This window comes from Ruegeria sp. P10, from assembly GCF_056534925.1.
The window spans coordinates 24,259-49,348 of sequence record NZ_JBQERJ010000015.1; the positions used below are offsets into that span (position 1 = coordinate 24,259).

General features: G+C 54.6%; 23 protein-coding genes and 1 pseudogene. 14 read left to right on the forward strand and 10 right to left on the reverse strand.

The window, feature by feature from the left end; translation table 11 throughout:
- The first annotated feature begins 68 nt into the window (after window positions 1-68).
- Window positions 69-554 (forward strand): MaoC family dehydratase, encoded by a 486-nt coding sequence (locus ACR0FB_RS19515; protein ID WP_480492655.1) that lies wholly within the window; start codon window positions 69-71, stop codon window positions 552-554.
- Between the two features lie 164 nt (window positions 555-718).
- Here ACR0FB_RS19515 and ACR0FB_RS19520 read toward each other — a convergent pair whose 3' ends face one another.
- The 3 genes from ACR0FB_RS19520 to ACR0FB_RS19530 all read right to left on the reverse strand — a co-directional run bounded on the left by ACR0FB_RS19520 (window position 719) and on the right by ACR0FB_RS19530 (window position 3,828).
- Window positions 719-1,570 carry a LysR family transcriptional regulator gene (locus ACR0FB_RS19520; protein ID WP_170703739.1) on the reverse strand — a complete coding sequence of 284 codons (852 nt, stop codon included), beginning with the start codon at window positions 1,568-1,570 and terminating at the stop codon, window positions 719-721.
- Between the two features lie 683 nt (window positions 1,571-2,253).
- Window positions 2,254-3,033 carry a methyltransferase domain-containing protein gene (locus ACR0FB_RS19525; RefSeq protein WP_480492657.1) on the reverse strand — a complete coding sequence of 260 codons (780 nt, stop codon included), beginning with the start codon at window positions 3,031-3,033 and terminating at the stop codon, window positions 2,254-2,256.
- A 222-nt stretch (window positions 3,034-3,255) separates the two neighbouring features.
- Window positions 3,256-3,828 carry a carboxymuconolactone decarboxylase family protein gene (locus ACR0FB_RS19530; protein ID WP_113789118.1) on the reverse strand — a complete coding sequence of 191 codons (573 nt, stop codon included), beginning with the start codon at window positions 3,826-3,828 and terminating at the stop codon, window positions 3,256-3,258.
- A gap of 520 nt (window positions 3,829-4,348) precedes the next feature.
- Here ACR0FB_RS19530 and ACR0FB_RS19535 point away from each other — a divergent pair.
- Window positions 4,349-7,717 (forward strand): DEAD/DEAH box helicase family protein, encoded by a 3,369-nt coding sequence (locus ACR0FB_RS19535; RefSeq protein WP_480621655.1) that lies wholly within the window; start codon window positions 4,349-4,351, stop codon window positions 7,715-7,717.
- Here ACR0FB_RS19535 and ACR0FB_RS19540 read toward each other — a convergent pair.
- Both ACR0FB_RS19540 and ACR0FB_RS19545 read right to left on the reverse strand, forming a co-directional pair.
- Window positions 7,714-8,685: a hypothetical protein gene (locus ACR0FB_RS19540; protein ID WP_480621654.1), complete on the reverse strand. Its 972-nt coding sequence runs from the start codon at window positions 8,683-8,685 to the stop codon at window positions 7,714-7,716. The genes ACR0FB_RS19535 and ACR0FB_RS19540 overlap by 4 nt on opposite strands.
- A gap of 281 nt (window positions 8,686-8,966) precedes the next feature.
- On the reverse strand, window positions 8,967-9,797 hold the full coding sequence (locus ACR0FB_RS19545; RefSeq protein WP_480621653.1) for an abortive infection family protein: 831 nt from the start codon (window positions 9,795-9,797) through the stop codon (window positions 8,967-8,969).
- Window positions 9,798-9,899: 102 nt separating this feature from the next.
- On the opposite strand from ACR0FB_RS19545, the gene ACR0FB_RS19550 reads away from it, so the two are divergent.
- The 5 genes from ACR0FB_RS19550 (at window position 9,900) to ACR0FB_RS19570 (ending at window position 13,076) form a co-directional block, all read left to right on the forward strand.
- Window positions 9,900-10,097, forward strand: a complete 198-nt coding sequence (locus ACR0FB_RS19550; protein ID WP_480621652.1) for a YodC family protein — start codon at window positions 9,900-9,902, stop codon at window positions 10,095-10,097.
- Window positions 10,094-10,357 carry a DUF6953 family protein gene (locus ACR0FB_RS19555; protein ID WP_480621651.1) on the forward strand — a complete coding sequence of 88 codons (264 nt, stop codon included), beginning with the start codon at window positions 10,094-10,096 and terminating at the stop codon, window positions 10,355-10,357. The genes ACR0FB_RS19550 and ACR0FB_RS19555 overlap by 4 nt, the downstream gene beginning before the upstream one ends.
- Window positions 10,358-10,359: 2 nt before the next feature.
- Entirely contained in the window at window positions 10,360-10,548 is a 189-nt protein-coding gene (locus ACR0FB_RS19560; RefSeq protein WP_480621650.1) for a hypothetical protein, read from the forward strand.
- A 1,134-nt stretch (window positions 10,549-11,682) separates the two neighbouring features.
- A complete protein-coding gene (locus tag ACR0FB_RS19565; RefSeq protein WP_171722717.1) occupies window positions 11,683-12,312 on the forward strand; it encodes a hypothetical protein in 630 nt (209 codons plus the stop codon).
- Entirely contained in the window at window positions 12,309-13,076 is a 768-nt protein-coding gene (locus ACR0FB_RS19570) for a hypothetical protein (protein WP_480621649.1), read from the forward strand. Before ACR0FB_RS19565 ends, ACR0FB_RS19570 begins: the two co-directional genes overlap by 4 nt.
- Before the next feature lie 443 nt (window positions 13,077-13,519).
- Here the strand turns inward: ACR0FB_RS19570 and ACR0FB_RS19575 are convergent.
- Window positions 13,520-14,762 (reverse strand): annotated as a pseudogene (locus ACR0FB_RS19575) (IS3 family transposase); the annotation flags it as partial.
- A gap of 856 nt (window positions 14,763-15,618) precedes the next feature.
- On the opposite strand from ACR0FB_RS19575, the gene ACR0FB_RS19580 reads away from it, so the two are divergent.
- Genes ACR0FB_RS19580 through ACR0FB_RS19590 form a run of 3 tightly spaced genes read left to right on the forward strand, consistent with a single transcriptional unit; the run spans window position 15,619 to window position 17,280 of the window.
- On the forward strand, window positions 15,619-16,050 hold the full coding sequence (locus tag ACR0FB_RS19580) for a c-type cytochrome (RefSeq protein ID WP_171634577.1): 432 nt from the start codon (window positions 15,619-15,621) through the stop codon (window positions 16,048-16,050).
- Window positions 16,051-16,060: 10 nt separating this feature from the next.
- Window positions 16,061-16,402 carry a copper resistance CopC family protein gene (locus ACR0FB_RS19585; RefSeq protein WP_171634580.1) on the forward strand — a complete coding sequence of 114 codons (342 nt, stop codon included), beginning with the start codon at window positions 16,061-16,063 and terminating at the stop codon, window positions 16,400-16,402.
- Between the two features lie 44 nt (window positions 16,403-16,446).
- Window positions 16,447-17,280, forward strand: a complete 834-nt coding sequence (locus ACR0FB_RS19590) for a copper resistance D family protein (protein WP_371807715.1) — start codon at window positions 16,447-16,449, stop codon at window positions 17,278-17,280.
- 265 nt (window positions 17,281-17,545) lie between these two features.
- Here ACR0FB_RS19590 and ACR0FB_RS19595 read toward each other — a convergent pair whose 3' ends face one another.
- Genes ACR0FB_RS19595 through ACR0FB_RS19610 form a run of 4 tightly spaced genes read right to left on the reverse strand, consistent with a single transcriptional unit; the run spans window position 17,546 to window position 21,770 of the window.
- Complete coding sequence (locus tag ACR0FB_RS19595; RefSeq protein ID WP_171722713.1) at window positions 17,546-18,328, reverse strand: dimethylarginine dimethylaminohydrolase family protein; 783 nt, start codon at window positions 18,326-18,328, stop codon at window positions 17,546-17,548.
- 3 nt (window positions 18,329-18,331) lie between these two features.
- On the reverse strand, window positions 18,332-19,936 hold the full coding sequence (locus ACR0FB_RS19600; RefSeq protein WP_480621648.1) for a 5-guanidino-2-oxopentanoate decarboxylase: 1,605 nt from the start codon (window positions 19,934-19,936) through the stop codon (window positions 18,332-18,334).
- A complete protein-coding gene (locus tag ACR0FB_RS19605) occupies window positions 19,933-21,117 on the reverse strand; it encodes a pyridoxal phosphate-dependent aminotransferase (protein WP_480621647.1) in 1,185 nt (394 codons plus the stop codon). The genes ACR0FB_RS19600 and ACR0FB_RS19605 overlap by 4 nt, the downstream gene beginning before the upstream one ends.
- Complete coding sequence (locus tag ACR0FB_RS19610; RefSeq protein WP_216598219.1) at window positions 21,114-21,770, reverse strand: TetR/AcrR family transcriptional regulator; 657 nt, start codon at window positions 21,768-21,770, stop codon at window positions 21,114-21,116. Before ACR0FB_RS19610 ends, ACR0FB_RS19605 begins: the two co-directional genes overlap by 4 nt.
- Before the next feature lie 77 nt (window positions 21,771-21,847).
- Here ACR0FB_RS19610 and ACR0FB_RS19615 point away from each other — a divergent pair, with 77 nt between their 5' ends.
- Genes ACR0FB_RS19615 through ACR0FB_RS19630 form a run of 4 tightly spaced genes read left to right on the forward strand, consistent with a single transcriptional unit; the run spans window position 21,848 to window position 25,003 of the window.
- Window positions 21,848-22,645: an ABC transporter ATP-binding protein gene (locus ACR0FB_RS19615; RefSeq protein WP_171634592.1), complete on the forward strand. Its 798-nt coding sequence runs from the start codon at window positions 21,848-21,850 to the stop codon at window positions 22,643-22,645.
- 37 nt (window positions 22,646-22,682) lie between these two features.
- Window positions 22,683-23,447 carry a transporter substrate-binding domain-containing protein gene (locus tag ACR0FB_RS19620; RefSeq protein WP_171722710.1) on the forward strand — a complete coding sequence of 255 codons (765 nt, stop codon included), beginning with the start codon at window positions 22,683-22,685 and terminating at the stop codon, window positions 23,445-23,447.
- A gap of 9 nt (window positions 23,448-23,456) precedes the next feature.
- The gene (locus ACR0FB_RS19625) at window positions 23,457-24,209 is read left to right on the forward strand and encodes an ABC transporter permease (protein ID WP_152459071.1); all 753 of its coding nucleotides are present in this window, start codon (window positions 23,457-23,459) and stop codon (window positions 24,207-24,209) included.
- Window positions 24,206-25,003, forward strand: coding sequence for an ABC transporter permease (locus ACR0FB_RS19630; protein ID WP_209832236.1), 798 nt, complete (start codon window positions 24,206-24,208; stop codon window positions 25,001-25,003). The genes ACR0FB_RS19625 and ACR0FB_RS19630 overlap by 4 nt, the downstream gene beginning before the upstream one ends.
- Window positions 25,004-25,090: the final 87 nt, after the last annotated feature.

The following is a 25,090-nucleotide window of genomic DNA, read 5'->3' on the forward strand; positions in this document are numbered from 1 at the left end:
GTTCTCTAATACGATCTTTACCATGGTCGAATGCCAATGCGGCATTAGCTGCCAAGCGTGGCTCCGCGTTGACGGTTGAGTGGACATCAAACTATACTTTTGCCATGGCCAGCGGAAAATACATCGACGATTTGTCGGTTGGCGAAACCTTCGAAACCGGCGGCGTTACGCTGACCGAGGGAGCGATTATTAACTTCGCACTGGTTCATGACCCGCAGCCCTTCCACGTTAACAAAGTGGCTGCCGCAGAGTCGATTTTCGGCGGTCTCATAGCCAGTGGATTTCAAACAATAGCGCTTACTTTCAGGTTGTTCCGCGACACTGGTGTACTTACCGGCACCAATCTGGGTGGACATGGTATGGACGAGGTACGGTGGCTGGCTCCGGTGTATTCCGGTGACACGATCAGCGTGCGCGTCACGGTTGAGGCAATTGCACCATCACGTTCGAAGCCAGACCGGGGAACGGTCAAATTCCGATACCAGACATTTAACCAGAACAATGTTGAAGTTCTTAACCTGGTGATGCACCACGTGATGGCATGTCGGAGTTAAGACGGTTTGCAGCGACTTGGGCGCGGCGATCAATTCGACCTCCCTTTGTCATCTTCAAGAGTATCCTTGGGCTCGCCACATAAGGCTTCTATTCGCAATTGCGGTCGTGGCGTACATGCAAACTAGCTTGTTCGCGTGTTCTCAATCCTTTTTTGCCCAAATAACTACTTGTAGATTGCCGCATAGCGAGGTGCGAAGAACTTAACGAAGGCTCTAACCTCTGGCCGACGATAGGCTTCCGGCGAAATGAGCATTAGGTGCGGCACCGCAAGTTCGGGGATTTCGTCGAAACATCGGATAAAAGACATGTCTGTTTCCACCAGCTTGACATTGCTGATCCCAAGGCCTTGCCCTGACCTGATCGCCGCATGCATTAGCTCCAGTTCAGTGAAAGACATGACAATCTGGTCCGGCTCCACGTGATTGGTCAACCATTCGTGGAATACATTTGGCACATCGTCCCGCTGAAAGGTAACAAATTGATGCCCGGCCAGATCATTCGTTGACCCCGGTAAGCCAAATTTGTCCGCGTAGTTTCTGCTGCCGAACAAAGACCAGCGGGCCGTGCTGATCTTACGACAGATCAGGTCAGGATCGGGATCGGTTCTTGCAAGGCGCAAAGCAATGTCGGCCTCGCCCGCCATCAGGTCCAGCGCCCGAACGCTGGACAAAAACTCGAATGCGACATCCTGATTGACGGCGGAAAACTCGTTTACGATTTCGATCATGCGTGCGGAGAAATTTGCCGAATAAGCGGTGATACGGATGGGTTGTGTCGACGTCAATTCTTTCGCGCAATCGACAAATTCAAGGACTGAAGTCTCTATTGCTTCGGCGAGGGGAACGAGGCGAAGGGCTTCTGGGGTCGGTTTGAACCCGTGCGTACCGCGCTCAAAAAGCGTCAAGCCTGTTTCTCTTTCGAGAACATCAATGCGTCGGGCAACCGTTGGTTGGGAGACCTTTAGCTTTCTGGAGGCCGCAAGCGTCGACCCTTCTCTGAAGACAGAGAGGAACACACGAATATCCGACCAATTTCGGAACCCGCTCTTCATTTTTGTAGAACAGCACAATTTTGTGCCGGATACCAGAAAAACGAGTGAACAGCTACCGTTGTTGCGACAGCGCAAGTAACTCGGAAAGGACCACGAGATGGCTTCTCATACAATGTCACCCAGCATCTGGACCGTATTTGGTGGACTGTTCGGTAGGACCAAGAGAGGCTTCCCTGAAAACCAGAAATCGCGACTTACGGACAATGATCTTCACTCGGAACGCGACTATATAAATGAGGTGATCTGGAATAATCCGGACGCGTTTTCGAGTGAGTTGGACGTTCAGAACATGATGAGTCTGTATCCAGAAAGGTTCTGAAAACACTTGGTGACAATCGGCCGAACAGGGCGATTAGATCACGCCAAATACAGCTGCAAGCTGGAAGTGACAGCCACGCACCTGTGTTGTCGCCATTGAGTAAGTACCAATACGAGACCTTCTGTCATTACGCCTATCGCTGCGGTCGTTCGAACGTCTGATCAATGCCTGCACGTCTGGCACTTCCTTGGGACTTCACCGACGACAATTAAGTATGGACAAAAGATTTGCAGCACCTGTTGGGGCGCCTGTGACACCAATGGGGGTCTCTTGAACCGCGACTTTCATGAAGCCCGCGAAAGAACCTAGGCCGATTTACTTAGCTCAATCACCCCTTTTTGCGCACCACGACGACAAATTGGGTCATCGAAAAGAAGAAGCGTCCAGTCCTTGCAAGGCTGAGCTGCTCATCAAACCACGATTGCGCAACTGCGGGATCAACATGGTCATTTGCGACAGTGTATTGCTTCATGAGGTGCATCATCATGATTGCGAGGCCATCAGGCTTTAGCTGGTGATCTGTCATTGTGAACGACAAGACATCTTCCACATGGTCGCCGCGAGCCTTTATTAGTGCAGGCAGTCTTTCCGGGACGGAGCCACTCACAAAGTGCTGGTTCCAGGACGTCAGCATCTTTTGCATTCTGTCGGGCTCGTCGCTGAACCAAATCAAGCTCCCAAAGTGTAGATCGCTGATGACGAGGCGCCCGCCGGGTTTGACGCACCGCAGCGTGTCGGACAGTGCACCGTCTACGTCTTCGATGTACTCAAAGACCTGTACCGAGACGGCCTTGTCAGCACTCTCATCCTCAATGGGCAAACTATTTGCGGCACCAGCACGAAACTCCACGTTTGCGTAGTCACTGCACCGTTCTCTTGCTGCTGCTGTCATATCCTCGCTTGGGTCGATCCCGATGACATAGCCATCCGAGCCAACTGCGCGCGCCAACTCTGCTGTTAACATCCCGTTGCCACAACCGACGTCCAAAATGGTCTCACCGGGAGCAGGGCGCAGCGCATCAAATGAAGCCTGTCTTCGCCGCGTCAATTCAGCTCCTTGATAGGCGATTTCAAGTAATCTCGTTGTTTCAGCGTCAAACTTAAGCAACTCGCTCCCCTTACAAAGACCACAAGTCTACAAACCTTATCAGAAAATGGGTTATCTACGAAAAGCAGGACGGATCGTTGAGTCTTGAGCATGGATCCACCAACAATAAATGATTGCGCCGACTTGATCCGACGAATGATTTAACCTCGAGAGCGAAGGACGCAGCTGGCGTTTTATCGGACCATCTTTTTGTCGTCGTTCCAACGAAAGAACAACATCAATTCAAGGGATGTCGAGACCGTTCTCTCTTCCGAAATCGGTATAGAAGCTGTCACTGCGGCATCGGTTTAAAGTGGCTTCGTCCGCTTCTCTTGGGTCGGTGCCAGGGCTTTGGACACCTGTTCCTTCTATGAAGCGATTCACGAGATTAAAGACACCACAGACCTGGATAGCATCGAACAGCGCGCTCTCTGACCAGCCTGCCGCGTAGACCGCATTTGCGTCGGCTTCCGTCATTCGTGATGGCGAGATGGTGAGCTTTTCAATGTATGCCAGTAACGGTTTGAGGTGATCCTCGACGGGCGCCGTATCGCGGTCTTCCATCAGTGCCTCGATTGTCTCGACTTCAATACCGTAGGCTTTGGCGAAAACGATGTGCGCGCCATGACAATACGCACAAGCATTCAAGCCAGAGACATAGGCTGCGATTAGTTCACGTTCAGCAACCGAGAGGTCGCTCTCGCCCCTCATCACAAGGCTTTCGTACGCACAAAGCGGAGAGAGTTTATCTGGAAAGGCTTGATAGACACTTCCAAGTGTCGCGTTCTCCGGCAGAGATGGAAACAGGCGTTTCATTTAATTCTCTTTCAATCTTGCTATGGATTACGTTTTCTCAAAGTGAGGAACCAACGTTGTTTACGCAACCTTAAAGCAATTTCGGGTTCCGCTCAGAGATTCTGTTGGGATACTGCGAACGGTAAGTTTGCCAGACGACACCCCCAACTTGTTGCTGCTTGGTTAAAGGCAATTTCATTTGAGCCGTTCTCGTAAATTTGCAAAGTCAGCATTCTGCGCATCGCTGACCTTTGAGTTCGAGGAAGCTCTTTGAACTTTGTTCTCACGATTACCGCTGAAGGGATGTTCACGAGTGTCCGAAGTTCGGATTAGCCGGCGGTTGGCTGACAAAGGCGCAAGGGCTGCAAACGCTGTATAATTGCGACTTATGTTAAATCTCGAAATCCTGGCTTTCTGCCACAAAACCGGTGCGCGTTTTCGACAGTTTCAGAAAAACGAATGTTTCTTCCTGTGATGTCTTGAAGGACGATGCCCGCAGTATCACTATTAGACTAAGCGTCCTAAAACCAAGTCTTGTTCATTGTTTTCACTCCCTGATTGGCTGCGTTCCAAGCCAAAGCAGCTCACCGAAGCAAATCAAAAGCCCGAAGACGAGCTTGGTGCCGAACCGGTTGCGAAGGTCGGCACCAATATCGACCGGCCGGTCATCAATCTTTATCGACCCCATATCACCTCTGGGGATTGTCTGATTGTCACCGGGTATCAGGACTTCTTGTCTTCACTGTCGATATTGATGAAGGAATTGCCTGAGCTGAGGGATCTGGAAAACGACAGCGATATCCGGATCCGGATATCGTTCGGGATCGACACGGCTAATACCAAAAGGCTGACCAACCCCAAACCAGTCACCGAAGAAATGAAACTCTACTGGCTGGAGCGCTCCGGGCTTCAAGTGGAAGAGGATCATGATCTTATCGCGGTGCTGGCAAAACACGCCATTAAAACCGGGAAAATAGATTTGCGCGTCTTCGATCCGGAGCTCGCCAAACGCAAGTTGGGGATATCTGGGGATCGGCGGCTCCACTCAAAAATCGTCAGCTCACCAAAAGGGGCCGTCGCCGGATCCGCAAACTTTTCCTACTCAGGGCTCTACAGAAACATCGAGTATGCCGATGACCTGGATGCGGGCACTCATGAACTTCAGGTCGAACGCACAGAAGCCGCTGAGCAGGCTTGGGATGTTTCTGTCGATTGGAATACCGAAGCGCTGGAGATACTCGAAAAGCTCATCAAACCGGTGACCGCTGAAGATGCGATGGCGCGTACGATCTCCGAGCAAAAGGGGTTCGAACCTTGGCTCACCGGAGACCGAAGAGATATCACGAGCCATACGCTGTTTGGGTATCAACAGGAGCTGACCTATGAGGCGTGTTCCATCGTCTATGACCATGGGATCGCTTTCGTAGAAGCGCCAACCGGTTCAGGAAAGACAGAGATCGGCTGTCACCTGGCTGAAGCACTGTCAGAAACATTCTCAGAAGTTGTGCCTCGCTCCCCGGTCCATGGCGTTGCGCGAAAAAATGCAGCTGTAATTGCCCCACCCAAAGTCATTCCCAGTTGGCGCAAGTACTCGACAAACTCGCTCCAACCTGTCGCAAATAGCAAACTTGCCAAACAACACCTCCGCGGCGCTGGCGACGAAGAAAAATCTGGGCTCAGGCTCGATCAGTTTGGCATTCTGATAATCGATGAGAGCCACACTGTAACACCTGGCTTTGAACAAGCATCTCAAATGGCCTCAGCTATTGAGCTTGCCCCGCCAAGCTGGAACGTCTGTCTGTCGGCGACGCTGCTCGGGAACCGCGATGTCGACTGGTTGACCCATATGCAGGAAAAGCGAGCGTCCATTTTCATGACTCCGCATTTCATTCAGGCCATGGGTGAATTGTTCGAGCGCGAAACCCAAGTTCCTAAGGATATCTTCAACCAGGATGCGCAACTGGCCGTCCTGTCAGAACCTGACACGACGCTCACGCGAGAGGCTCGCAACGAACTCTCTCAGTTGGTTTCGCCGTTTTTGACACGCCGACAACGGAAATGCATTGGCGAGGACGAAAATCCGACTAAGCACAGTTACCCAAGACTAGAAAACCACGGGCGCCCGAAGAAACTTAAGGTGGCAAAGCCTCAGCAAACGCGCCTGGATGAGATTGTTGCTCTCTGCAAAGAACTTGCGCCTGGCGGTAGAGTGACCGCAGTCGAGAAAAGCCGCTTCGGACACGTCAGCACGCAACAAAGCACGCAGGATCAGCTCTACATCCGAAACCTTTTGAACATTCTGCGCGTGAGTGCCGCCCAAGCCCATTGGGAGATGTCTCATGGAGCTATTGGCAAATCGCTTCGCGACTTCGAGCGTGGTGGAAAATCGAAGAAAAAGGTATCCCACCGCGACCAGTCCGACATGTTCGCAGCACTGGGGATAGAAGCGCCTGAACCCACAAAGAAATGCGAAGCACTAAATCAAAAACTGGGTCTCGGTGTTCTCAAGGAGCTTGATGAGAAGCGGTATGAGGCGTGCCTGAGAATACAAAATGAAAAAGACAGGGTCGTCTTTCTCGCAGAACGGACGGACACACTGGAGATTTTTGCAGAAGCGCTGTCGCGCAGAGGCCACCACACCAACTATGTCGTGGGAAACCAAACCAAGGGTGAAGATCGCGCCGTGAAGGCGATCTTTGGAGATGGCCCCGACAGTTTCAAACGTATCAAACAGGGCAAGTCCGTGGAGTCTTACTTCCGACCTGGAGGAAAGAACGAACCAAAAGGATCTGCATCGGTTTTTCTGACTTACAAAATGGCTGAAGGTATCAACCTTCAGTCGTCAGACACGCTGGTGTTGCTTGGTCTGACCTCGAACTTGAAAGAGCTCATCCAAGGTCTGGGTAGGATCGACAGGATCGATAGTGAGTTCGGGGTCGTCAATTACCACCTTATTGATGTGCCAGTAGGTCAGTTTGCATCTGACGAAAAAATCGCCCAGCGCATAGAAAACTACAAAACTTTGGCTGGGGAGGCGCCAATCGACGCCGTCTTGGAAGAAAGCACCGAAGACGCAGAACTGATCCTCGAGAGTGTCGTTGAATATTTGCGATCCCCGCGGCGGCTCCGCGACAACAACTTTCACGACGTGCTGGAACGCACCAAGCAAACAATCCCCGAAGACCGCTACAAACTTATCGACAAGGCCAAAATCCAGGGCACCTGGGGCGCCGAGTTGGCGCTCTTGTCGGCCCGTGAGAAATTCACGGCGCTACATCTCAAAGGATTTAGCAAGAGCAATAGCTTCTTTCCGCCTCGCCTGCTGCTTCTTAAGGATACTGCGCCAGGCCCGATATTGGAACGCGACCAGCTGGCCTGTGTCCAAACTCTGGAGACTGCATACGAACGGACCAGAAGCCTGGGCATGGAACACGCCCACATGTCACTGGAAGATCTCTCTGAAGCGCTGGAGACGATTTCAGAGCAGATCGGCAAGCTGACCGAGTGGGACTTGCGCCCGGCGCGTGTTGAGAGCCTCATGAAAGCCTGCGCCGAGTTCATGGGACGCAAAGGTGGTGTCGAACTAAGTGATCAAGAATGGTTTGGCCATCTGTCACTGCCGGCCGTGGAAATGGTGTGCGAGGCGTGGAGTCGTGAGCTTGATCCCTTCTGGGAACAAGCGAAACACGAAGTGCGTGACAGCTTCGCCTATGAGAATCTTCCCAAGGGGTACATCGCGCTTCAGGTTATCCTGGAAAAGCTCGAAAGCGATCATCAGGCGTCCGATGAGATCCATGAAAAGATGGTTCGGGTCATCGAGGAAGCTGAGCAGGTTTCACGCGACCACGAACCCGCAATTGGACAGCGCATTTCAGTGGTGTTCTTTTCGGATGGTGCAGGTGAGCACTAGGCGGCCTCAGACAACAGCGAAGCCAGATCACTCAATTTCACCAAATGTCCTCGCGTCGTCTTACCTTCCATTTGCGCACCATGGGTCTCAATCCCTTTGCTCTCAAAATCAGACAGGAGCTTTCGGGACGTTGTTCCTCTTGACCTAGCCAGTGTTGCAACGGGCATGTACTCGCTTTGAAAGACCGCAAGCTGCTGCGGCTTGACCAAGAAAGACTCGCTTGGACCATGCGGAACGGTGCGAGATCCGAGTAAGCCCAGCTTGCACCAGTGAGTTACAGCCTGGGCCTTCCAGCCCGTCAACTTTGCGACATCATTTGCAGTCCAGTCCAACGAGTGCCGTTCAGAGCGCAGAATATTTTCGACGTCTGATTTCTGGAACCTGAAATCACCGAATTTGACATCCTGATCTTCCAATGCAGCAGCAACAGTACCGTCACAGATCAGATGAATGAGTTTCCCTAGCGCCATCTTGTCGGTTGTTCGTTTAAGCGTAAGCTCTTTGAACAAAACTGCCTCTCCCGTCTTATCGGTGGCCGTCGCTCTAATCTTTCGGACAAAATCCTCCACAGAATTCGAATGAAACCGGCCATCAACGAGCGGTGGCCGCTCTGAGGCTGAAATTTCACCAAACACACCAAGTTCTTTGAGAAATTGAAATTGCGTACGTCCAACTCCCAGGTAGTCACATGTTTCTGCCGCGCTCCAGAAGCGCCGTCGATCTGCCGCAATGTTAATAACTTCGAATTTTGGAACGACTGTTTGACTATGCCCAAATCCACGTTGACTGATCTTACCGGCGATCTCTTTTTTCTGGACTGACGCAACGAGACGCTGTGCAGAAATCCCGAGTTGCCGCGCGGCTTCGGTTGCGGGCAACCATTCTCTCGATGAATTAGAAGCCAATTGACCCGGATGGAAGCCATTGAATTCTCTTTCAATCACGTGAGCTACTGCATCTTTAAACACATCGTATTCGGGTTACTTGCGAGAGATGGAGACGGCTTCAACCAATTGGTCTTTGGCAACCATATAGCTCGGATGTTCAATTGTCCGGTTCAGAACTTCAAACACTCGCTCTGTCATTGCGGACATCCTCCTTTAGAGACAAAACTTGGCAGTTTGCTGGGCAGATCAAACTCAGGTTTTTCCACACTGTACGCGGGCTCTGAATGCCCGTGCTTAAACTACGCAAACTTATGGGGTGTGCGAACTGCTATGCGCAAACCTACAAGAAAACACCTTGGCGGCTAGACCTCTGAAAGGCATTCAAGCACGTAAGCAGCCAGCGTATGAGCCGAATGGATTACTAAGCGAGCGTGCCGAGGTCGCAAGGCTGACGCCCTTAACTGTTCATCTGTACGTCCATGCGCTCCGCTCTTCTTGTTCCGAAGGTACATCGTGCCTTCGACGACATTTCCCAGACCAGAAGCGATTTTCTTGAGGTCCTTTTCCTCAAGGTCCTTGGGGTTGATACCCAAGTCGTCGCGCACCAATTGCCAGAGCTTGTTCAGACCATCATTCTGGTCATTAAAAGTGATCCGTTTCTTGGTCAGGTAAGCCTTAAGAGCGGCCTCCAGAACATTCCCGGCGCAATGTGCGGCAGCGTTAGGATCAACTTCAACCTGTTTCAGTGCGCGTTCCATTTCCAACTCAACCGCAGACAATCCTCCACGTTCAATTATTTCCCTTAGCGATGCTGTTGGTGTCGCGGAAGCCGTGCTGATATGGCCACCAGGGGAGTAAGAAAGTCCCGCTTTCCCCAAAGATGCAGTAATCCGATCCTTGAAATTGTGGTGTTTTTCGCCCCATTCCGGTCCAGTTTGCCACCCCGACCCGTGCTTAGGAAGCTCCCGTTCCATTATGTCTTCTAGAAGACTTCCGAGCACCTCTAGTGGTCTTTCAGACTGCTTGTTCGTTCGGCGAAGCCATTCCATAGTCTTTTTGACCTTATTGGCGTCTGGTGGTTCGCCGGGCGCATCTGCATAGGCGAAATGCCTATCAATATCCGAGTGTGAGTAGAACTGATCGAAGACCTCGCTGATGACGCCTATGACTGGTGACGGAATACGATCATTCATAACTTTCCTCACAACCTAATGTTGAAATCGTTTTGTATTGGCACCATATTTCGCGCAATCGCTTTTCGCGATACACAAAATTTATGGATTTGGAGAAGCGGAATGTCTGGAGACCGGTTTAGCCCCGGCGATTTAGTGCAACTTAAGTCTGGAGGCCCCAAGATGACGGTTGAAAAAGCTTCTAGCGGGTTGCTGGGAGATAGTACGACCTATTTTTGCACTTGGTTTTCTGGAGCAAAGCACAACAAGCACGGCTTCTCCGAAGAAGCTCTTCAAGAGTATTCGGAAGACAACGAATGACACCGCAAGAAGCCGCTCAATGGATGCTGGATGAATTGACCAAGCTCAAGGTGCTTGATCAAGAACGTGCAGCTTGGCAACTTTCCCGGCAAGACAAGTCATTGACGTACCAAAATGACAATGGAAATTTGGCGATTGGCAAGCCTGTCTTAGCTGCGTTTAACAATCTCACAAAAGGCGATGATGTGGTGTGGTCCCGGTCTGAACGTCAATGGCGCTTTAGGAAGCAATACGACCGCCCGGGAAGAATGCAGGATTAAGCATGGCTCAGAAATACAGCATCAAACGCATGGTGAACATTACTGCCCCTGACGGCGCCGAGTCAGTCTTCTTCGAGGTTTGGGACGTTTTCGACGTAGACGGTGAAGAGCGTGCGCACCGAAACTTCGACCGTGCGTTCAAAACAATGGCCGAGGCGCAAGCGTGGATTGAAGAACAAGGTGGTAAATGAGAGCAGAACCGACTTTGATCGAAGATGTATTGGCGACAGTGAAAGCAGCGGCCCGTGAAGCAGACACAGCCGCTGTGTTTTCCAAGCTTGACGAGCTGGGCTTTCATAAGGCGACGTTCGCTTCACCGTAGGCAGCGGCAGCGTGTTCAGTTGTCACTCTCCTTTTCTTTGGACGCCCGCGCAAGATTTAGCTCTGAAAGCATCCTATTCTTTGACGCGGTTGACCATCCGCTTTTCCATCTAAGACTACTGCTATTCCTTAAAGCGAAAATTCTGGAGCGTAGTTTTTTGGATAGCCGGAGAAAAGGACAATGCGCGACTTAACGCTCGCCACGATCACACTAAGTTCTTCGGGACGTTCCTTGGTTAATCCCGTTCTTGATCCAAATTCTGAAGATAGTTCTCACATTCTTCAAGTGCCCTAAGGAGCTCGAAGTTGGAGTTCGTATTTGCTCCCGTATACTCCACCATCCCGCACTTGAAAAACTCTCCATAGTTCTTCCATTAACTCGCGTGTTTCTTCCATTTTCTGGCCAACGCGACCTTTCGGGCGCTGCATGCGACCCGCAACTGTGTTAGTCAAAGCCAGTTCTCAGTGACCTAGGGGAAGAATCCGGAGGGTTGGCTTTGAATAGTAAAACCCGCCAACCAGGGCTGACGGGCTACCCCAAACAAGTTAGTTGGGGTGGAATTCATGGGCAGGTATTCAGCACCGCTCTATCCCCTTAAGCTACCGCCATGGCGAGCAGGACTTGAACCAGCAACCTGTGCCTACTGACCTGTTTCACGTCCCCTCTGGCACCTAGGGCCGTCGCCCACTCTACCTGCGCGCCCGGAGAATCTGTGACCACGGACTGTCCGAGGCGCGTCCCCATGGAAATCTGAGAATTTCGGATTGTCGGGCTTTCCCCGGCGCGGGTGCATAACTGCCTCCCTGAAACGTAAAATGCGCCACTACATCTTGTAGGGTGCACCTCTCTATTGTGCCAAGTTATGAATCGGCAGGACTCCTTTTATCAAGGTTAACCTTAAACGATGCCAGTCACGAACGGTGTCCTCTGATGAAAGTGTCAAATTACCGAGTTTTGTGGTAATTTCAGGCAATTAAGAATTTTTTGTTTTTTAGGTGATTAAATGTATCGATATTGTTTTGGACTCTTAACAATTATTTTTTCTACGATCTTCTTTGACCAGGCTTATGCCGCCCGAGACGTGTGCAATGCTGTGGACAGTGAAGCAAGGATCGGATGGCCGGACAGTCTTTCCATGACTATAGCCGTCGATACCAGCAGTAAGATATGTCGCTTCTCGGTAGAAGGTGTGACGGCAGGGAGCCCTCCCCAATCGGAGGTATTCAATGCTCTCGATTTAGCTAGAAACGCTATTTCGAGTGGGAGTTCAACGAACTCCGAAGACATTGCAAAAAGCATCGCGCTGTTGCTGGCTGCCGCATCACCAGAGGATACGCCTGACGACGAGCTACTAACGAGCGAAGCCCAAGAAGGTATAGAAGCCTGCATTCGCATGACTGCGTTAAAGGAAGGTCAAGCCATCTTCTTTGGAGACGCCCATGATGCGGACTTGTCTTTTTTCGGTGCACGATGTGCGTGGGTGGCGTCTCCCCCGGATGCTTTGGAGAGCTTAAACAGTTTTTTGAAAGGCAATGTGACCGTTGAAGAGTTATTCCTACCTCAACTGGTATTTGTGAATGAGCGCGGAAGTTCAGTCGAAATCCTTTTCCTGCCGGTAGAGAATTCCCGATGACTGATGAAGACGAAAAAAAGTCGAAACCCAATGCGATCGAACAAAACCCCAAATTAGCCGACCGTGAAACAGGCGGTAACGGCGATACAGGAGATCGAGACGAAGTTAGCCACGGCGGCGACGGTGGGGGTGGCGACAATGGTAACGGTGGCGGGGATGGAGACCACGCACCCGATCCCCCCCCAAGTTGGAGCAATCCGTTCAAGCGCCTTATTTGGTACATAGTCAAAATATTTCAGGACATTAGAGATGACGCCGTCAAAGAAGTTATAAAGTTCTTTCTCTATGGGGGGTCTTCAGTAGCTGGATTACTTGCACTGCTTCTTCCATCGGAACCGCCCCAATACGATCCACGATTCCGAGATGTTTCAGAAGGCGGGCCCGGTTATGCGTATGCGAACGATATGTTGGCATTGATGCGTTCCGAGGGAGTAGCGGTCGACTGGGAGTCTGGGAAACCTACTGCATTGTTGTTTTGTTCGGATTTCAAAACCGACGGAGTTGAACCAGAGCAGCTTCTTGACGTTTTCATGAAAAGGTTTCCTGATTGCTTAGTGAACTCTAACGATGTGGCAAATCGCTACACACTAAACGCCGGCCCACAATCCATCGGGCCTGTTCCCGTTGAACCAGACAACACCGAGGCCGTATTCTGCGGATGCGACCAGTCCCGAGTCGAAAGAGTCACCAGGACAAGGCTTTTAATCCACTCACCTCAATGTGTGAAATTCAACGCCGATCGGTCAAATTGTGCAAGCGAATGACGCAGATCGAAATCAGTTAAATCAATTCCTTCTCGATAGCCAACTACTCGGGCACCGTGGCAATGCCGATCTGACCGATTTCGCCACCCACCTCCACCCGAGAGAGTGAAGCCAGACGCCATTGGAATCTCTGGTAGGCTCGTGTTTGTTCGCGCCCTGATCATCCGGGCCGGGAGAAGGCGTTGAACAGTCACATCCCTTGTCCGACCGGCGCCGGTGAATTGCGACAGTGAAATTCTGAATTCGACACAGGTTGCCATCTGGATGGCTTCACATGTGGTCAGGGGATCACTGTTTATCGTTACCTCACTCTCGCGACGCCGATCCGCCGGGCGTCTAACGGGCTCCGCAAAGTTCTGTGGCCGGCCCATAGCATACTTTGGATTCGCTTGGGTAATGCTGCAATGCGGCCCGTCAAAGCTGCCTTTCACAACGGTCACTGTATAGTGATCGACGAAGGCATCGATCTTTTGCCGAAGATCACCGGGCAGGTAGTAGTTTTCCAGCAGGATGCGGTTTTTCAAAGTCTGATGCCATCGCTCGATCTACCCCTGAGTTTGCGGGTGATACGGGGCACCTCGAACATGATCCATCTGCCGATCTTCCAGCCAATCGGCCAACTCGCTGGGGATGTAACTGGACCCGTTGTCACTGAGCAGCCTTGGTTTGTACAGGACCGTCGCCTGATCGCCCCTGAGGCTTGCAGCGCCAGGTCCAACGTGTCGGTTACGTCGCAGGCCTTCATCGTCGTGCAGAGCTTCCACGCGATGATGTAACGGCTGTAGTCGTCGAGGATCGTCGATAGGTAGAACCAGCCCCAGCCGATCACTTTCAGGTAGGTGAAGTCGGTCTGCCAGAGCTGGTTCGTCCGTGTGGTCTTGTCGTGGAACTTGTCAGCGGCGGAAAGAACCACATAGGCTGGGCTGGTGATCAGGTCGTAGGACTTGAGGATGCGATAGACCGAAGCCTCTGACACAAAATACTTTTCCACGTCGGTGAAGCGCACGGCCAGCTCACGTGGCGACAGATCGCTTTCCTTCAGGGCCAGGTCCTTGACCTTCTCACGAACCGGCTCGGGAATGCGGTTCCAGACCCGCGATGGCTTGGGACTGCGATCCTCAAGCGCTTCGGGGCCACCGGCCAGATACCGGTCGTACCAGCGATAGAAGGTCGTTCTAGGAATACTGAGCTTGTCCAACGTGCGCCCTGTCGGCAGGTGCGAGCCTTCGACGAGGCGGATGATCTCCAGTTTCTCAGATGCGGGGTACCTCATTCGTCGTCGCCCCCATCTGTCACCTGACAGGCGCATGCAAAGTATGCTGCCGAGAGGGCGCAATCATGCCTTTTTTTGAGCAGTCGAAGTTCCAAGGCCTGCTCAGCGACGGCCTCTTTCAAATCGCGGGATTCCCGACGCAGGTCTTTGACTTCGGTCGAAGTAGCTGCACGGGCCGTGTCGCCAGCCAGACGCTTCTTTCCAGCCTCAAGGAATTCCTTGGACCAACTGCAATACAGGCTCTGGGCAATGCCTTCGCGGCGGCACAGCTCAGCAATGCTATCCTCGCCCTTCAGGCCGTCCAGCACGATCCTGATCTTCTCCTCCGCTGAATACTGTTTGCGTGTGGCGCGACGGATGTCTTTGACGACCTTCTCACCGTGGCTTTGCTTGGTTCCGGGTTTCTGTCTCATCTCCACTCCTTGGTGGTTACAATGTGCCAGAAACCCTCTCTTATCAAATCGACCTAAACTGTCCCATTGGCGCTGACGTCAGACAAAAAGCACAAATAACAGTCGGGCATGAACTACGCACAATAATGCCCGGGAACTCAAGAGTGCTTTGGCAAGGACAAAGGCGCGTGGGATAAATTCAGCCTTTTCAATGAGTCTCAGAGGGAGCGCATGATTGATACCATTCGATACTGCGAATTGGGCCATGAAGACTAAGGTGAGAATGCAGCGCACAAAACCGCATCGCAGACACGGTTTGCTTTTTTGCATCTCAGACCACCAGTAAGCGATCTTGTTCCGGGGGGGATGAACTGTATGGCGTTGTCACGGGCGCTCCCGTGCATTAGCGTCCTGCACCATGGTCATCCGGCGATATTCACTTGTTCTATTGGTTGGCGTTCTGGTCATCCTGACCGGCATTGGCGGTGTTGCGCACGCGCTGTCGAAGGGCTGCGTGGGCCTTCACTGTGAGCACCATACGCAACCTTCCGAACACTCTGCATTGGCAACGAGCGAAGACGTCTTGGCTTCAGGTCATCATCATGATCCGGAGAGTTCCGAAACCGGAGAGTGCAATCCCTTTATCTGCCAAGCCGTTGCATTGCCGTTCCAAGTCAGTGAAGATGCCAAGGGTCGGCGTGATACTGACCCGGAGCTCCATGCTGGAACCCAAGTCAAGCTGAGTGAACCGGGCGCAATCTACAGGCCCCCTGACCTTTGAAGCAGCACGAATCCCTGCGGATGTACGCGACCAGCACGTGCGGCTGTTCGCGATGTGCCGCAGCGTTACCAGCTTCCAAAATGTCAGGACCAATCCATGAATAAAAGTCACTTTCTAATCGGCGCATGCACTGTCGCTGCGGTCGCCGCTTTCATAACTCTTCGCCCCGGCGGAATCGAAGAAGCCACACCGCATGAAACACGCATAGGCGACGCCATGGTCGCAATTCGGATGCCGACCATCGAAGGCAATGCCGCAATCGGCCAGCGTGTTTTTGAGGTCTCCTGCGCGTCATGCCACGGCGCCAACGCGGTCGGTGTAGAGGGTGCGGGGCCGCCCCTGATCCACAAAATATACGAACCCAGTCACCATGCGGATGAAGCCTTTCAGAGGGCGGTTTCACAAGGTGTAAGAAGCCACCATTGGCAATTTGGCGACATGCCGCCCGTGGAGGGGCTGACACGAGGTGACGTTGCCATGGTGATCGCCTACATTCGCGAAATCCAGCGTGCCAACGGAATAAACTGAGGGTAACCCAATGAAGAAGATCATGACATTTGCGCTTATGGTTGCGCTTGCCAACGGCGCACTGGCGCATTCCAAGGTCGAAGAAACAACCCCTGCCAACGGCTCCAGGATAACGGATGTACCTGCTGAAATTGGCCTCAACTTCTCAAAAAACATCCGGCTGACACGGATAGAGATGGCCCATGAAGAACACTCGGCAGTAAGCTTGGATTTGGGTGACCAGACAAATTTTGGTCAGGCGTTCACGATCCCACTGCCGAGCAATGGAACGGGCACCTATGTCATCGAATGGCGCGGTTTGGGTGAAGACGGCCATGCGATGCAGGGCGCGTTTTCCTTTACCGTGGATTGAGCATGCCTGACATCTGGGCGATTGGCGCGATCCTTGCAAAGCTGGTGCTCTACATCGGCTTTGCGGGCTCCGCCGGGCTTGTGATTGTTGGATGCCTCTATTCCGGCCTTGTCGCGCCGGTGAACCTTGCGATGACGCGCCATGCCAGGGCCTTGGCATGGCTTGCTCTTGTCGCGACAGCAGTTGGCTTCTTGCTTCGTGGGGCCGCCTTGACAGGCGGGGTTGACGGCATGGTCGATCCGAAGATGCTTGGCCTGCTGTGGCAGACATCCGTGGGCGACGCACTTGTTTATCGCCTTTCTGGCGCATCGTTGATCCTTGTGGGGCTGTCCGTTCCTCGCTTTGGTCAGTGGATCGCGCTGTTGGGTGGCACGATCGCTCTGTGGTCGTTTGCGCAGATCGGGCACGTGCCGGAACTGGAGAGCTTTGGTATCCAGCTCCTGCTCCTGCTGCACCTGTTGTGTGTAGCTTTCTGGGTGGGCATCTTCAGCCCGCTGCGGAATCTGGCCCTTGCTCCTGAACACCTGAAGGATGCTGCTGAACTCGGTCATGTCTTTGGGCAAGCTGCCACTTGGCTTGTGCCGGCGTTGATCGTGGCGGGCCTTTGGATGGCCTGGTTGCTTGTCGGCAATCTCCAAGAGCTGCTGTTCACTGGCTACGGGCAGGCGTTGTTGCTCAAAGTGTTTTTTGTGGCGCTGCTGTTGTTTCTTGCCGCCGCAAACAAGCTCCGATTTGTTCCGGCCATGCAAGGTGGAGAGGTCAAGGCAGCGCAACGCCTCGCCCGCTCCATCCAGGTTGAGGCATTGATGGTGTTGGTGGTGCTGGCAACAACGGCAACACTCACGAGTGTTCTGGCGCTTCCGAATTCGGGCCATTAGAGCGGGCCAGACACCGGTGCGCGCGCAGTGTGCAGCAACGGCAGCGGCGGTGCACGATCCGATGCGAACAAGGAAGACAATCCCACTCAGGGCCCGCCGACCCTTGCCGCGGGGCCTAGCCATTGGGCTTTGGCAAACAGGGTTCAAACAGTGCCACCTGCCCGCCGGTCAACCGTAAGAAATCAAGCTTGCTCACCGCCTGTCTTTCGAACCATCAACACGCGACCTGCCGAATTCACTGGGGTCTGAACCCTGCAGCTGCCCCTCAGAACCTTAATGAAAGACAGGACATGCCACCATCAAGCTTTGCACAATCGGTATTGTCAATTTCAACGACCTCATAGCCTTCGCGGTCCAGCATCTCTGCGGTGCGCGGAAACCCAGCGGCCATCAGCACCAGATTGTTGAACCTAATCGCGTTTGCCGCCGCCTCCTCGCCGTCAGCTACATGCAGCACCCGGTAGCCTTCAAAACAGCCCGAAGCGTCCAATCGCCGGGTCGCAAGGATCGTCTCGGCATCCATCAGCGAACAATCCGTTTTGAAGTGCAAAACGCCCTCGGGTGTGAACACTTCCCGCAGTTTGTGACCCCATTCCGAGGTGATTTTCGCCAGTTCTTCAACACCTTCCGCGTCAGTGCGGTCTGACCGGCCCACAAGAATTTCGCGGCCGGTTACAAGGATGTCTCCACCCTCGATATGGCCGGGACCATTGATCTGTGTGACCGTTTCATAGCAGGTCCGCAGTGCCGGGGCGATCTCGGCCACTTCCCCCATCCGCGAAGGCGCGCCCGGCCGCATCAGCACAGCACCCTGCGGCAGGCACAGGGCCGTATCTTCCACAAACTGCGCGTCAGGGAACGCATCCAGGGGATCAAGCTCGATCACCTCGGCCCCGGTGCTTTTCAGTGCTGCCACGTATGCCCCATGCGCGGCCGTCATCCCATCGAAATCCGGGTTTCCGATATCTTCTGCGCGCAATCCGTCAGCGATGGTCGGTGCCGGGCGCCGGGTGATGGCGCGGGAAAACTCAAAAGTTGGGTCTGACATGCTTCAATCTCTCTGAGGTTCGAATTTTCGGGCGGTGACTTCGATCATCGCGGGCCCGCCCATGGACGCCGTTTCGCGTAACGCTTGCGCGATGGACTGGGGCTTTTCGGGAACCCTGGTGTGTGGAATGCCAAAGGATCTGGCCGTTGCTGCAAAATCGGGGGGTGTGGGGTCACATCCAATGACCGTCACGCCTGCATCCTGCATCGATGTGGCGATTTCCCGGTACCCGTGATTGTTCCAGATCACGAACGTGACCGGCAGGTTTTCGTCTACTGCGGCCATTGCTTCCGGCATAGAAAACTGCGCCCCGCCATCGCCGACGATGCATATTACCCGCGCCGTTGGATCGGCAATCGACGCACCGATGGCTGCGGGTATGCCATAACCAAGCGCACCATAGCCCGTTGCCGCATTGAACCAGCCGCCAGCCCGGTCGTGGTCATAGTAAAGATTGCCGGCATAAATTGGCTGGGTGGAATCCCCGACCATCAGAGCATCCGGAGACGCCGAGCGCATCGCATTCAGTATCTCCACCTGTTTGCGATAATCCGGACCAATCTCCTGCCAGGCCGCATCGCGCGTTTTTCTGGCACGGTCCGCACCGTCGCTTTGCCGTGCCCTCTGCGGCAGGGCCTCACACAGCGCTGGCACAACCAAGCCTACGTCACCTTGAATGGCAATCGCTGCATCATGCCGCGAAAGCTGATCGCTGCACCGATCAACCCGTATCAGTTTTGGCAGTTTCGCAAACTGGCCGGTGGCATACATGTCATAATCAGTTGGCCCCAGCTCGGTTCCCAAGGCCAGAACGCAATCGGCGCTTTCCAGCAATGCGCGCACCGCGTTCAGGCTGGGGCTGGCCGGAACGGTCAGGGCATGTCCGTGCATCAAGCCGCGCGCGTTGACGGTTTGCACAACAGGGGCACCCAGAGCTTCGGCCAGTGCTTGCAATCCCGCCTCGGCACGTTTCGCGCCGCCGCCCGCCAGAATGACGACTTTCTTTGCCTCAGCCAGTTGCCCTGCGGCCTGTCTAATCAATGCCGGGCTGACCGGAGGATCAGGGTCAGGCGTCTCGACTGCTGTTTCCTGATAGTCCGCCGCTGCGACATCCAACGGAACCTCGATATGCGTCGGCCCGCGGCGACCATTGCTGAGGCCGTGAAAAACGCGGTCCAAAACCGGGGCCAGAGCGCTGGGGCCGGTGACCTGTTCGGACACCAACGCAACCGTTTTCGCCAGCCCGATTTGGTCCGGCAATTCGTGCAGATGCCCCAAGCCCTTGCCAAGCGATCCGGTTTTGTTGACGCCGGACACCACCAGCATCGGTATTGAATCGGCCCGCGCCTGCGCCATCGGCGTCAGCGTATTGGTCAATCCGGGGCCGGTGATCACAAAGGCAACACCCGGTTTGCCCGACACACGGGCATAGCCATCGGCCATGAAACCCGCCCCCTGTTCGTGTCTGGGCGTCACATGTCGTATGCCCGAAGCCGCAAGCCCTCGGTACAGTTCCACCGTGTGAACGCCCGGAATTCCGAAGACGCAGGTCACATCCCGCTGGCGCAGCCCGGCAACCAGAGCTTCGCCAACTGTCATACTGCTCATGCGACCTCGCGTGATTTGCTGTTGGCGTGATCGATGATACGGGAAACCGCAGTACCAAAATCCGTGTCATTGATAGTCAAAGCGACCCGCACCCAGTCCTTCAGGCTGTCACCAAAGGCGGATCCCGGCATGACGGCCACCCCGGCCTGTAGCAGATCCCAGGCATAGGCTTCGCCATCCAGCCCGGTGGCAGAGACATTGATGAGTGCGAACATTCCCGCTTCGGGCCGGTGAACAATCAGATCCGTTTCAGCTTCAAGACGATCGGCCAACAGGGTGGCGCGGCCAGAAAAGCGGGCGGCCATCCCGGGGGCAACCTCGGACCCGTCACGGATCGCTTTTTCGGTCATGTCCGCGATGAACGGCTGATTGCCAAAAAGCATGGCCTCGGAATAGGGCAGCAGCGCTTCGCAGAACGCGGCGGGCCCGACACACCAGCCACTGCGGAACCCCGGAGCGGCATGAGACTTCGAGATGGATGATACGCCAATGACACGATCCGCCAGTTCCGGATCTGCCAATGGTGAAACAAATCGTGCACCGTCAAAGATCAGTTCTTCATAGACCTCGTCCGAGATGATCCACAAATCACGCGCAATCGCCAGCTGCCCGATCTCGGCAATGTCCGCGGCGGTCAGGATCGCGCCAGTCGGGTTATGCGGTGTTGTCAGAAGAATGGCGCGGCTGCGCGGAGTGATGCGGGCCGCGATATCTGCGGCCTGCATGCGAAACCCTTTCTCGGGCCGCAGCGGTACGGGTACCATCTCGGCCCCGGATGCACGAATGACACCTTCATAGGTCGCGTACATCGGATCGCCGACCAGAACTTCGTCGCCCGCCTCGGCGACCCCGGCCATGGCTGCGAAAAGGGCGGTTTGCGTGCCGGGAAAGCACAGAAAATTCCCGGGCTCGAAAGCCCGCCCGCGAGAGGCAGAATAGCGCGCAGCCAGAGCGTCAAGCAGCCCTGCTTCACCGCGCCCGTTGGAGTACCCTGTCCGCTGCGCCCGCAATGATGCAACGGTGGCTTCGACCAGCACGTCCGGCACCGGAACGTCCGGTTCTCCTATCGTCATTTCGACGATGTCCGCTCCGGCCTTGATAAGGTCGCGGGCTTTCAGATGTACGCCCCATTTGGCGCCACCCAAGCCCGCCAACCGTTCTGTCACCGATGTGGTCTTCATGACTGCTCCACCCCTTTGGTCAATGGAATCCCGACGATGGCGCTGACGGAATCCAAACCGATCCGCGCCAGCTGGCCTTCGGAAAACGCATCCGGAAGCGCGCCCCCTTCCAGCCACAGGCCGTCGATCACCGCGTTGCAGGCGATGGCCAGTTGCATTGCCTCTGACGCGTCAACCGAACGCCCGGCTTCCTGCAATGCCGCGACGATCAGCTTCTCGAGGTGATCCCGGAAATAGTCATAGGTTCGCTGGTGAATGCGCTGCATTTTCGGGTCATGCTGCACCTTGTTCAGGAAACCCGCCCACAACGCCACGGCGCTTGGATCGACGATCGGCTGTCGCAGTGACGCGTCGACGAAGTTGGTCAACTGAGAAACCGCGCTTCCGGTTCCTGATGACGCCGCTGTCTGGTCCGTCAGCGTATTCATGTGGTGCTCATATGCCGCCTGAACCAGTTCGTCCTTGGATGAGAAATAGTGCCGGATCAAACCTTGGGTCACATTCGCACGGGCTGCGATCTCGCGCACCGTGGCACCCCGAACGCCCATCTCGGCGATCAGGTCCAAAGTCGCCAGAATCAGCGCCTCGCGGCGAACCTCGGCAGACTCACGTTTGAATTTGCGGCTTTCGTCCTGCACGTCAGTGTCATCCATGGCACGGAGTTATTATACACTTGCATAATTGCGAGATTCGGGGCTTACTGCAAGCTGAAATCAGAAGATTCTTGGATATGGACACAGCCAAAGCAGTTTCACCCGCACCCGAAACAACCACGCCCGACGAAGCGATCAAGGTTGAGGATCTGCACAAATCCTTTGGCACGCTGGAGGTTTTGAAAGGCGTATCCCTGACCGCAAACAAGGGGGATGTTGTTGCCATTATCGGGGGGTCAGGCTCTGGAAAATCCACCATGCTGCGCTGCATCAACTTTCTGGAAACGCCGAGTTCCGGAAAGATAACCATCGGCGGGGAACCCGTTGAAATGCACACCGATGGCAGCCCCTCCAACCGCCGCCAGATCGAACGTATCCGCACGCGTCTGGCCATGGTTTTCCAGCAGTTCAATCTGTGGACACACCGCACGCTTCTGGAAAACGTGATCGAAGTGCCAGTGCATGTGCTCAGGGTGCCAAAGGCCCAGGCGATCGCACGGGCGCATGAATTGCTGACGCGGGTGGGCCTTGGCGACAAGGCTGACACCTATCCGGCCTATCTTTCGGGTGGTCAGCAACAGCGCGCCGCCATTGCCCGGGCGCTTGCGGTCGATCCTTCGGTGATGCTTTTCGATGAACCGACGTCGGCGCTTGATCCCGAGCTTGTTGGCGAAGTTCTGACCGTGATCCGCGATCTTGCCGCCGAAGGGCGCACAATGCTGCTTGTCACCCATGAAATGAAATTCGCACGCGAAGTCGCAGACCACGTTGTCTATCTCTTCGAGGGCCGCATCGAAGAGCAGGGCCCACCTGCCGAAGTCTTCGGAAACCCAAAATCAGAGCGCCTTAAGCAGTTCCTCAGCTCGGTCGCCTGAACCTAAAAAACAAAATGAACCAAAAGGGAGTATCAAAATGAACGTCAAGAAACTGCTCGCGTCCGGCCTTGCCGCCGCTGTCCTTTCGGCTGGTATCGCCAGTGCAGAAGAGGTCAAGATCGGCATCGCAGCCGAACCTTACCCGCCATTCGCGTCGCTGGACAGTTCAGGCAATTGGGTCGGCTGGGAAATCGATGTCATCAATGCGGTCTGCGCCGCTGCGGAACTTGACTGTGTCATCACGCCGGTCGCCTGGGATGGTATCATCCCGTCGCTGACCGGACAGCAGATCGACGCCATCATGGCATCTATGTCGATCACCGAAGAGCGGCTGAAAACCATTGATTTCAGCGATCCTTACTACAACACACCTGCCGTCATCGTCGCGGACAAATCGATGGATATCGAAGCGACCCCCGAGTCGCTGGCCGGTAAGGTTGTCGGCGTTCAGGCGTCGACCATCCACCAGGCTTATGCGCAGGAATATTTCAAGGATTCCGAACTGAAGGTTTATCAAACTCAGGATGAGGCCAACCAGGACCTGTTCGCAGGTCGTATTGACGCCACTCAGGCCGACAGTATTGCCATGGCGGACTTCGTGAACTCGGATGCCGGGGTATGCTGTGAAATCAAAGGCGCCGTCGCAGATGATCCGGCCATCCTGGGCCGGGGTGTTGGTGCGGGTGTTCGCAAGGGCGACGATGACCTGCTTGCAGCGCTGAACAAGGGCATCGCGGCAATTCTTGCCGATGGAACGCACGAGAAGATCACTTCGAACTATTTCTCGGCCAGCATCTACTAAGCGGCTGCCGTGACCGGACTGTTGGAATCGCTTGGATTGGCGCAGAGCGCAGAGCTTCTGTCGCTGTCGCCACCGGGTTGGGGGGGCAATCTGCTGCGCGGATTGTCCCACTCATTGCAGATCGCTTTTGGTGCATATGCGCTCGGCCTCGTGATCGGATTGTTCGGAGCCTATGGCAAGCTTTATGGCGGGAAGGTCACGCGCGATCTTCTTGCCATCTACACGACCGTGATCCGGGCCGTGCCGGAACTGGTCCTGATCCTGATCCTGTATTACGTGGGATCTGACATCATCAACAAAATCTCTGCTGCAATGGGTGGAGGTCGGGTCGAGGTCAATGGCGTCGCTGCGGGCATTTGGGTTCTGGGCGTTGTACAGGGCGCATATGCAACCGAGATCCTGCGCGGAGCCATACAGGCGGTTCCACCCGGACAGATCGAGGCCGCCAAATCCTACGGGATGCCCGCCTTCATGACCATGCGCCGCGTGACGATCCCCGCCATGATGAGCTTTGCCGTACCCGGCCTGGCCAACTTGTGGCTGATCGCCACCAAGGACACCGCCCTGCTCGCGGTCGTGGGATTCAACGAACTGACACTGGAAACCCGGCAGGCCGCCAGCAGCACACGCGCCTATTTCACCTTCTTTCTGGCGGCGGGTTTTCTCTATCTCATGGTCACCCTGTTTTCGGGCGCCATCTTCGCGCGGATCGAAAAATGGGCGCGTCGCGGTCAACCTTCTCTGAAAGGAGGTGGCAGATGATCGATCTCAGGTCTTTGATGCAACCCCATCGCATCGTGATGATGCTGATCTTTGCCGGGATCGTGATCTGGTGTGCCATGTCTTTGCGATGGGACTGGTTGCCAAAATACGCCCCGCTTGCCTTGCAGGGAATCTGGACCACGCTCTGGCTGCTTGTTGTCACCGTCGTTCTCGGATTTCTGCTGGCCGTACCACTCGGGTTGGCCCAGGCCGTTGGACCCTGGTACCTTGCGGCCCCCGCCAAGGCGTTTTGCACCATCATTCGGGGCACACCCCTGCTTTTGCAGCTTTGGTTGCTGTATTATGGCCTCGGCTCATTGTTCCCTCAATTCCCCTGGATACGATCGTCCGAGCTTTGGCCGTATCTGCGTCAGGCCTGGCCTTATGCGGTGCTGGCACTAACGCTTTCTTATGCCGGCTACGAAGGTGAGGTAATGCGCGGAGCCTTCAAAGGCGTCGCCAAAGGTCAGCTGGAGGCGGCAAAGGCGTTTGGCATGCCCAGGCTGACAATGTTCCGCCGCATCTGGCTGCCGCAGGCAATCCGCAACGTTCTGCCAACCCTGGGCGGTGAAACCATCCTCCAGTTGAAGGCGACGCCCTTGGTCGCCACGATTACGGTGGTTGATATCTATGCCGTGTCATCGCGGGTGCGGTCCGACACGTTCATCATCTACGAGCCGCTCATCCTGCTGGCCGTATTCTACATTCTCGTTGCCGGTATTATTGCCCTGATGTTCCACTGGCTGGAAGTGAAGGTGCTGGGAACCGGAAGCCGAAATGGGCCAGCCGGATAGTACAAGCCGGAAGTAAAGCGAGACCCACTGCCCAACTCCGGGCACAGATTTCGTCGGCGCGTTTGCAGATCGATCGAAACCATGGGC

Coding starts and splice junctions, on each gene's coding strand:
- ACR0FB_RS19530 (WP_113789118.1), bottom strand. CDS start 3,828: ATGAAACGCCTGTTTCCATCTCTGCCGGAGAACGCGACACTTGGAAGT.
- ACR0FB_RS19545 (WP_480621653.1), bottom strand. CDS start 9,797: ATGAATGATCGTATTCCGTCACCAGTCATAGGCGTCATCAGCGAGGTC.
- ACR0FB_RS19550 (WP_480621652.1), top strand. CDS start 9,900: ATGTCTGGAGACCGGTTTAGCCCCGGCGATTTAGTGCAACTTAAGTCT.
- ACR0FB_RS19555 (WP_480621651.1), top strand. CDS start 10,094: ATGACACCGCAAGAAGCCGCTCAATGGATGCTGGATGAATTGACCAAG.
- ACR0FB_RS19560 (WP_480621650.1), top strand. CDS start 10,360: ATGGCTCAGAAATACAGCATCAAACGCATGGTGAACATTACTGCCCCT.
- ACR0FB_RS19565 (WP_171722717.1), top strand. CDS start 11,683: ATGTATCGATATTGTTTTGGACTCTTAACAATTATTTTTTCTACGATC.
- ACR0FB_RS19570 (WP_480621649.1), top strand. CDS start 12,309: ATGACTGATGAAGACGAAAAAAAGTCGAAACCCAATGCGATCGAACAA.
- ACR0FB_RS19580 (WP_171634577.1), top strand. CDS start 15,619: ATGAATAAAAGTCACTTTCTAATCGGCGCATGCACTGTCGCTGCGGTC.
- ACR0FB_RS19585 (WP_171634580.1), top strand. CDS start 16,061: ATGAAGAAGATCATGACATTTGCGCTTATGGTTGCGCTTGCCAACGGC.
- ACR0FB_RS19595 (WP_171722713.1), bottom strand. CDS start 18,328: ATGTCAGACCCAACTTTTGAGTTTTCCCGCGCCATCACCCGGCGCCCG.
- ACR0FB_RS19600 (WP_480621648.1), bottom strand. CDS start 19,936: ATGAGCAGTATGACAGTTGGCGAAGCTCTGGTTGCCGGGCTGCGCCAG.
- ACR0FB_RS19605 (WP_480621647.1), bottom strand. CDS start 21,117: ATGAAGACCACATCGGTGACAGAACGGTTGGCGGGCTTGGGTGGCGCC.
- ACR0FB_RS19610 (WP_216598219.1), bottom strand. CDS start 21,770: ATGGATGACACTGACGTGCAGGACGAAAGCCGCAAATTCAAACGTGAG.
- ACR0FB_RS19615 (WP_171634592.1), top strand. CDS start 21,848: ATGGACACAGCCAAAGCAGTTTCACCCGCACCCGAAACAACCACGCCC.
- ACR0FB_RS19620 (WP_171722710.1), top strand. CDS start 22,683: ATGAACGTCAAGAAACTGCTCGCGTCCGGCCTTGCCGCCGCTGTCCTT.
- ACR0FB_RS19630 (WP_209832236.1), top strand. CDS start 24,206: ATGATCGATCTCAGGTCTTTGATGCAACCCCATCGCATCGTGATGATG.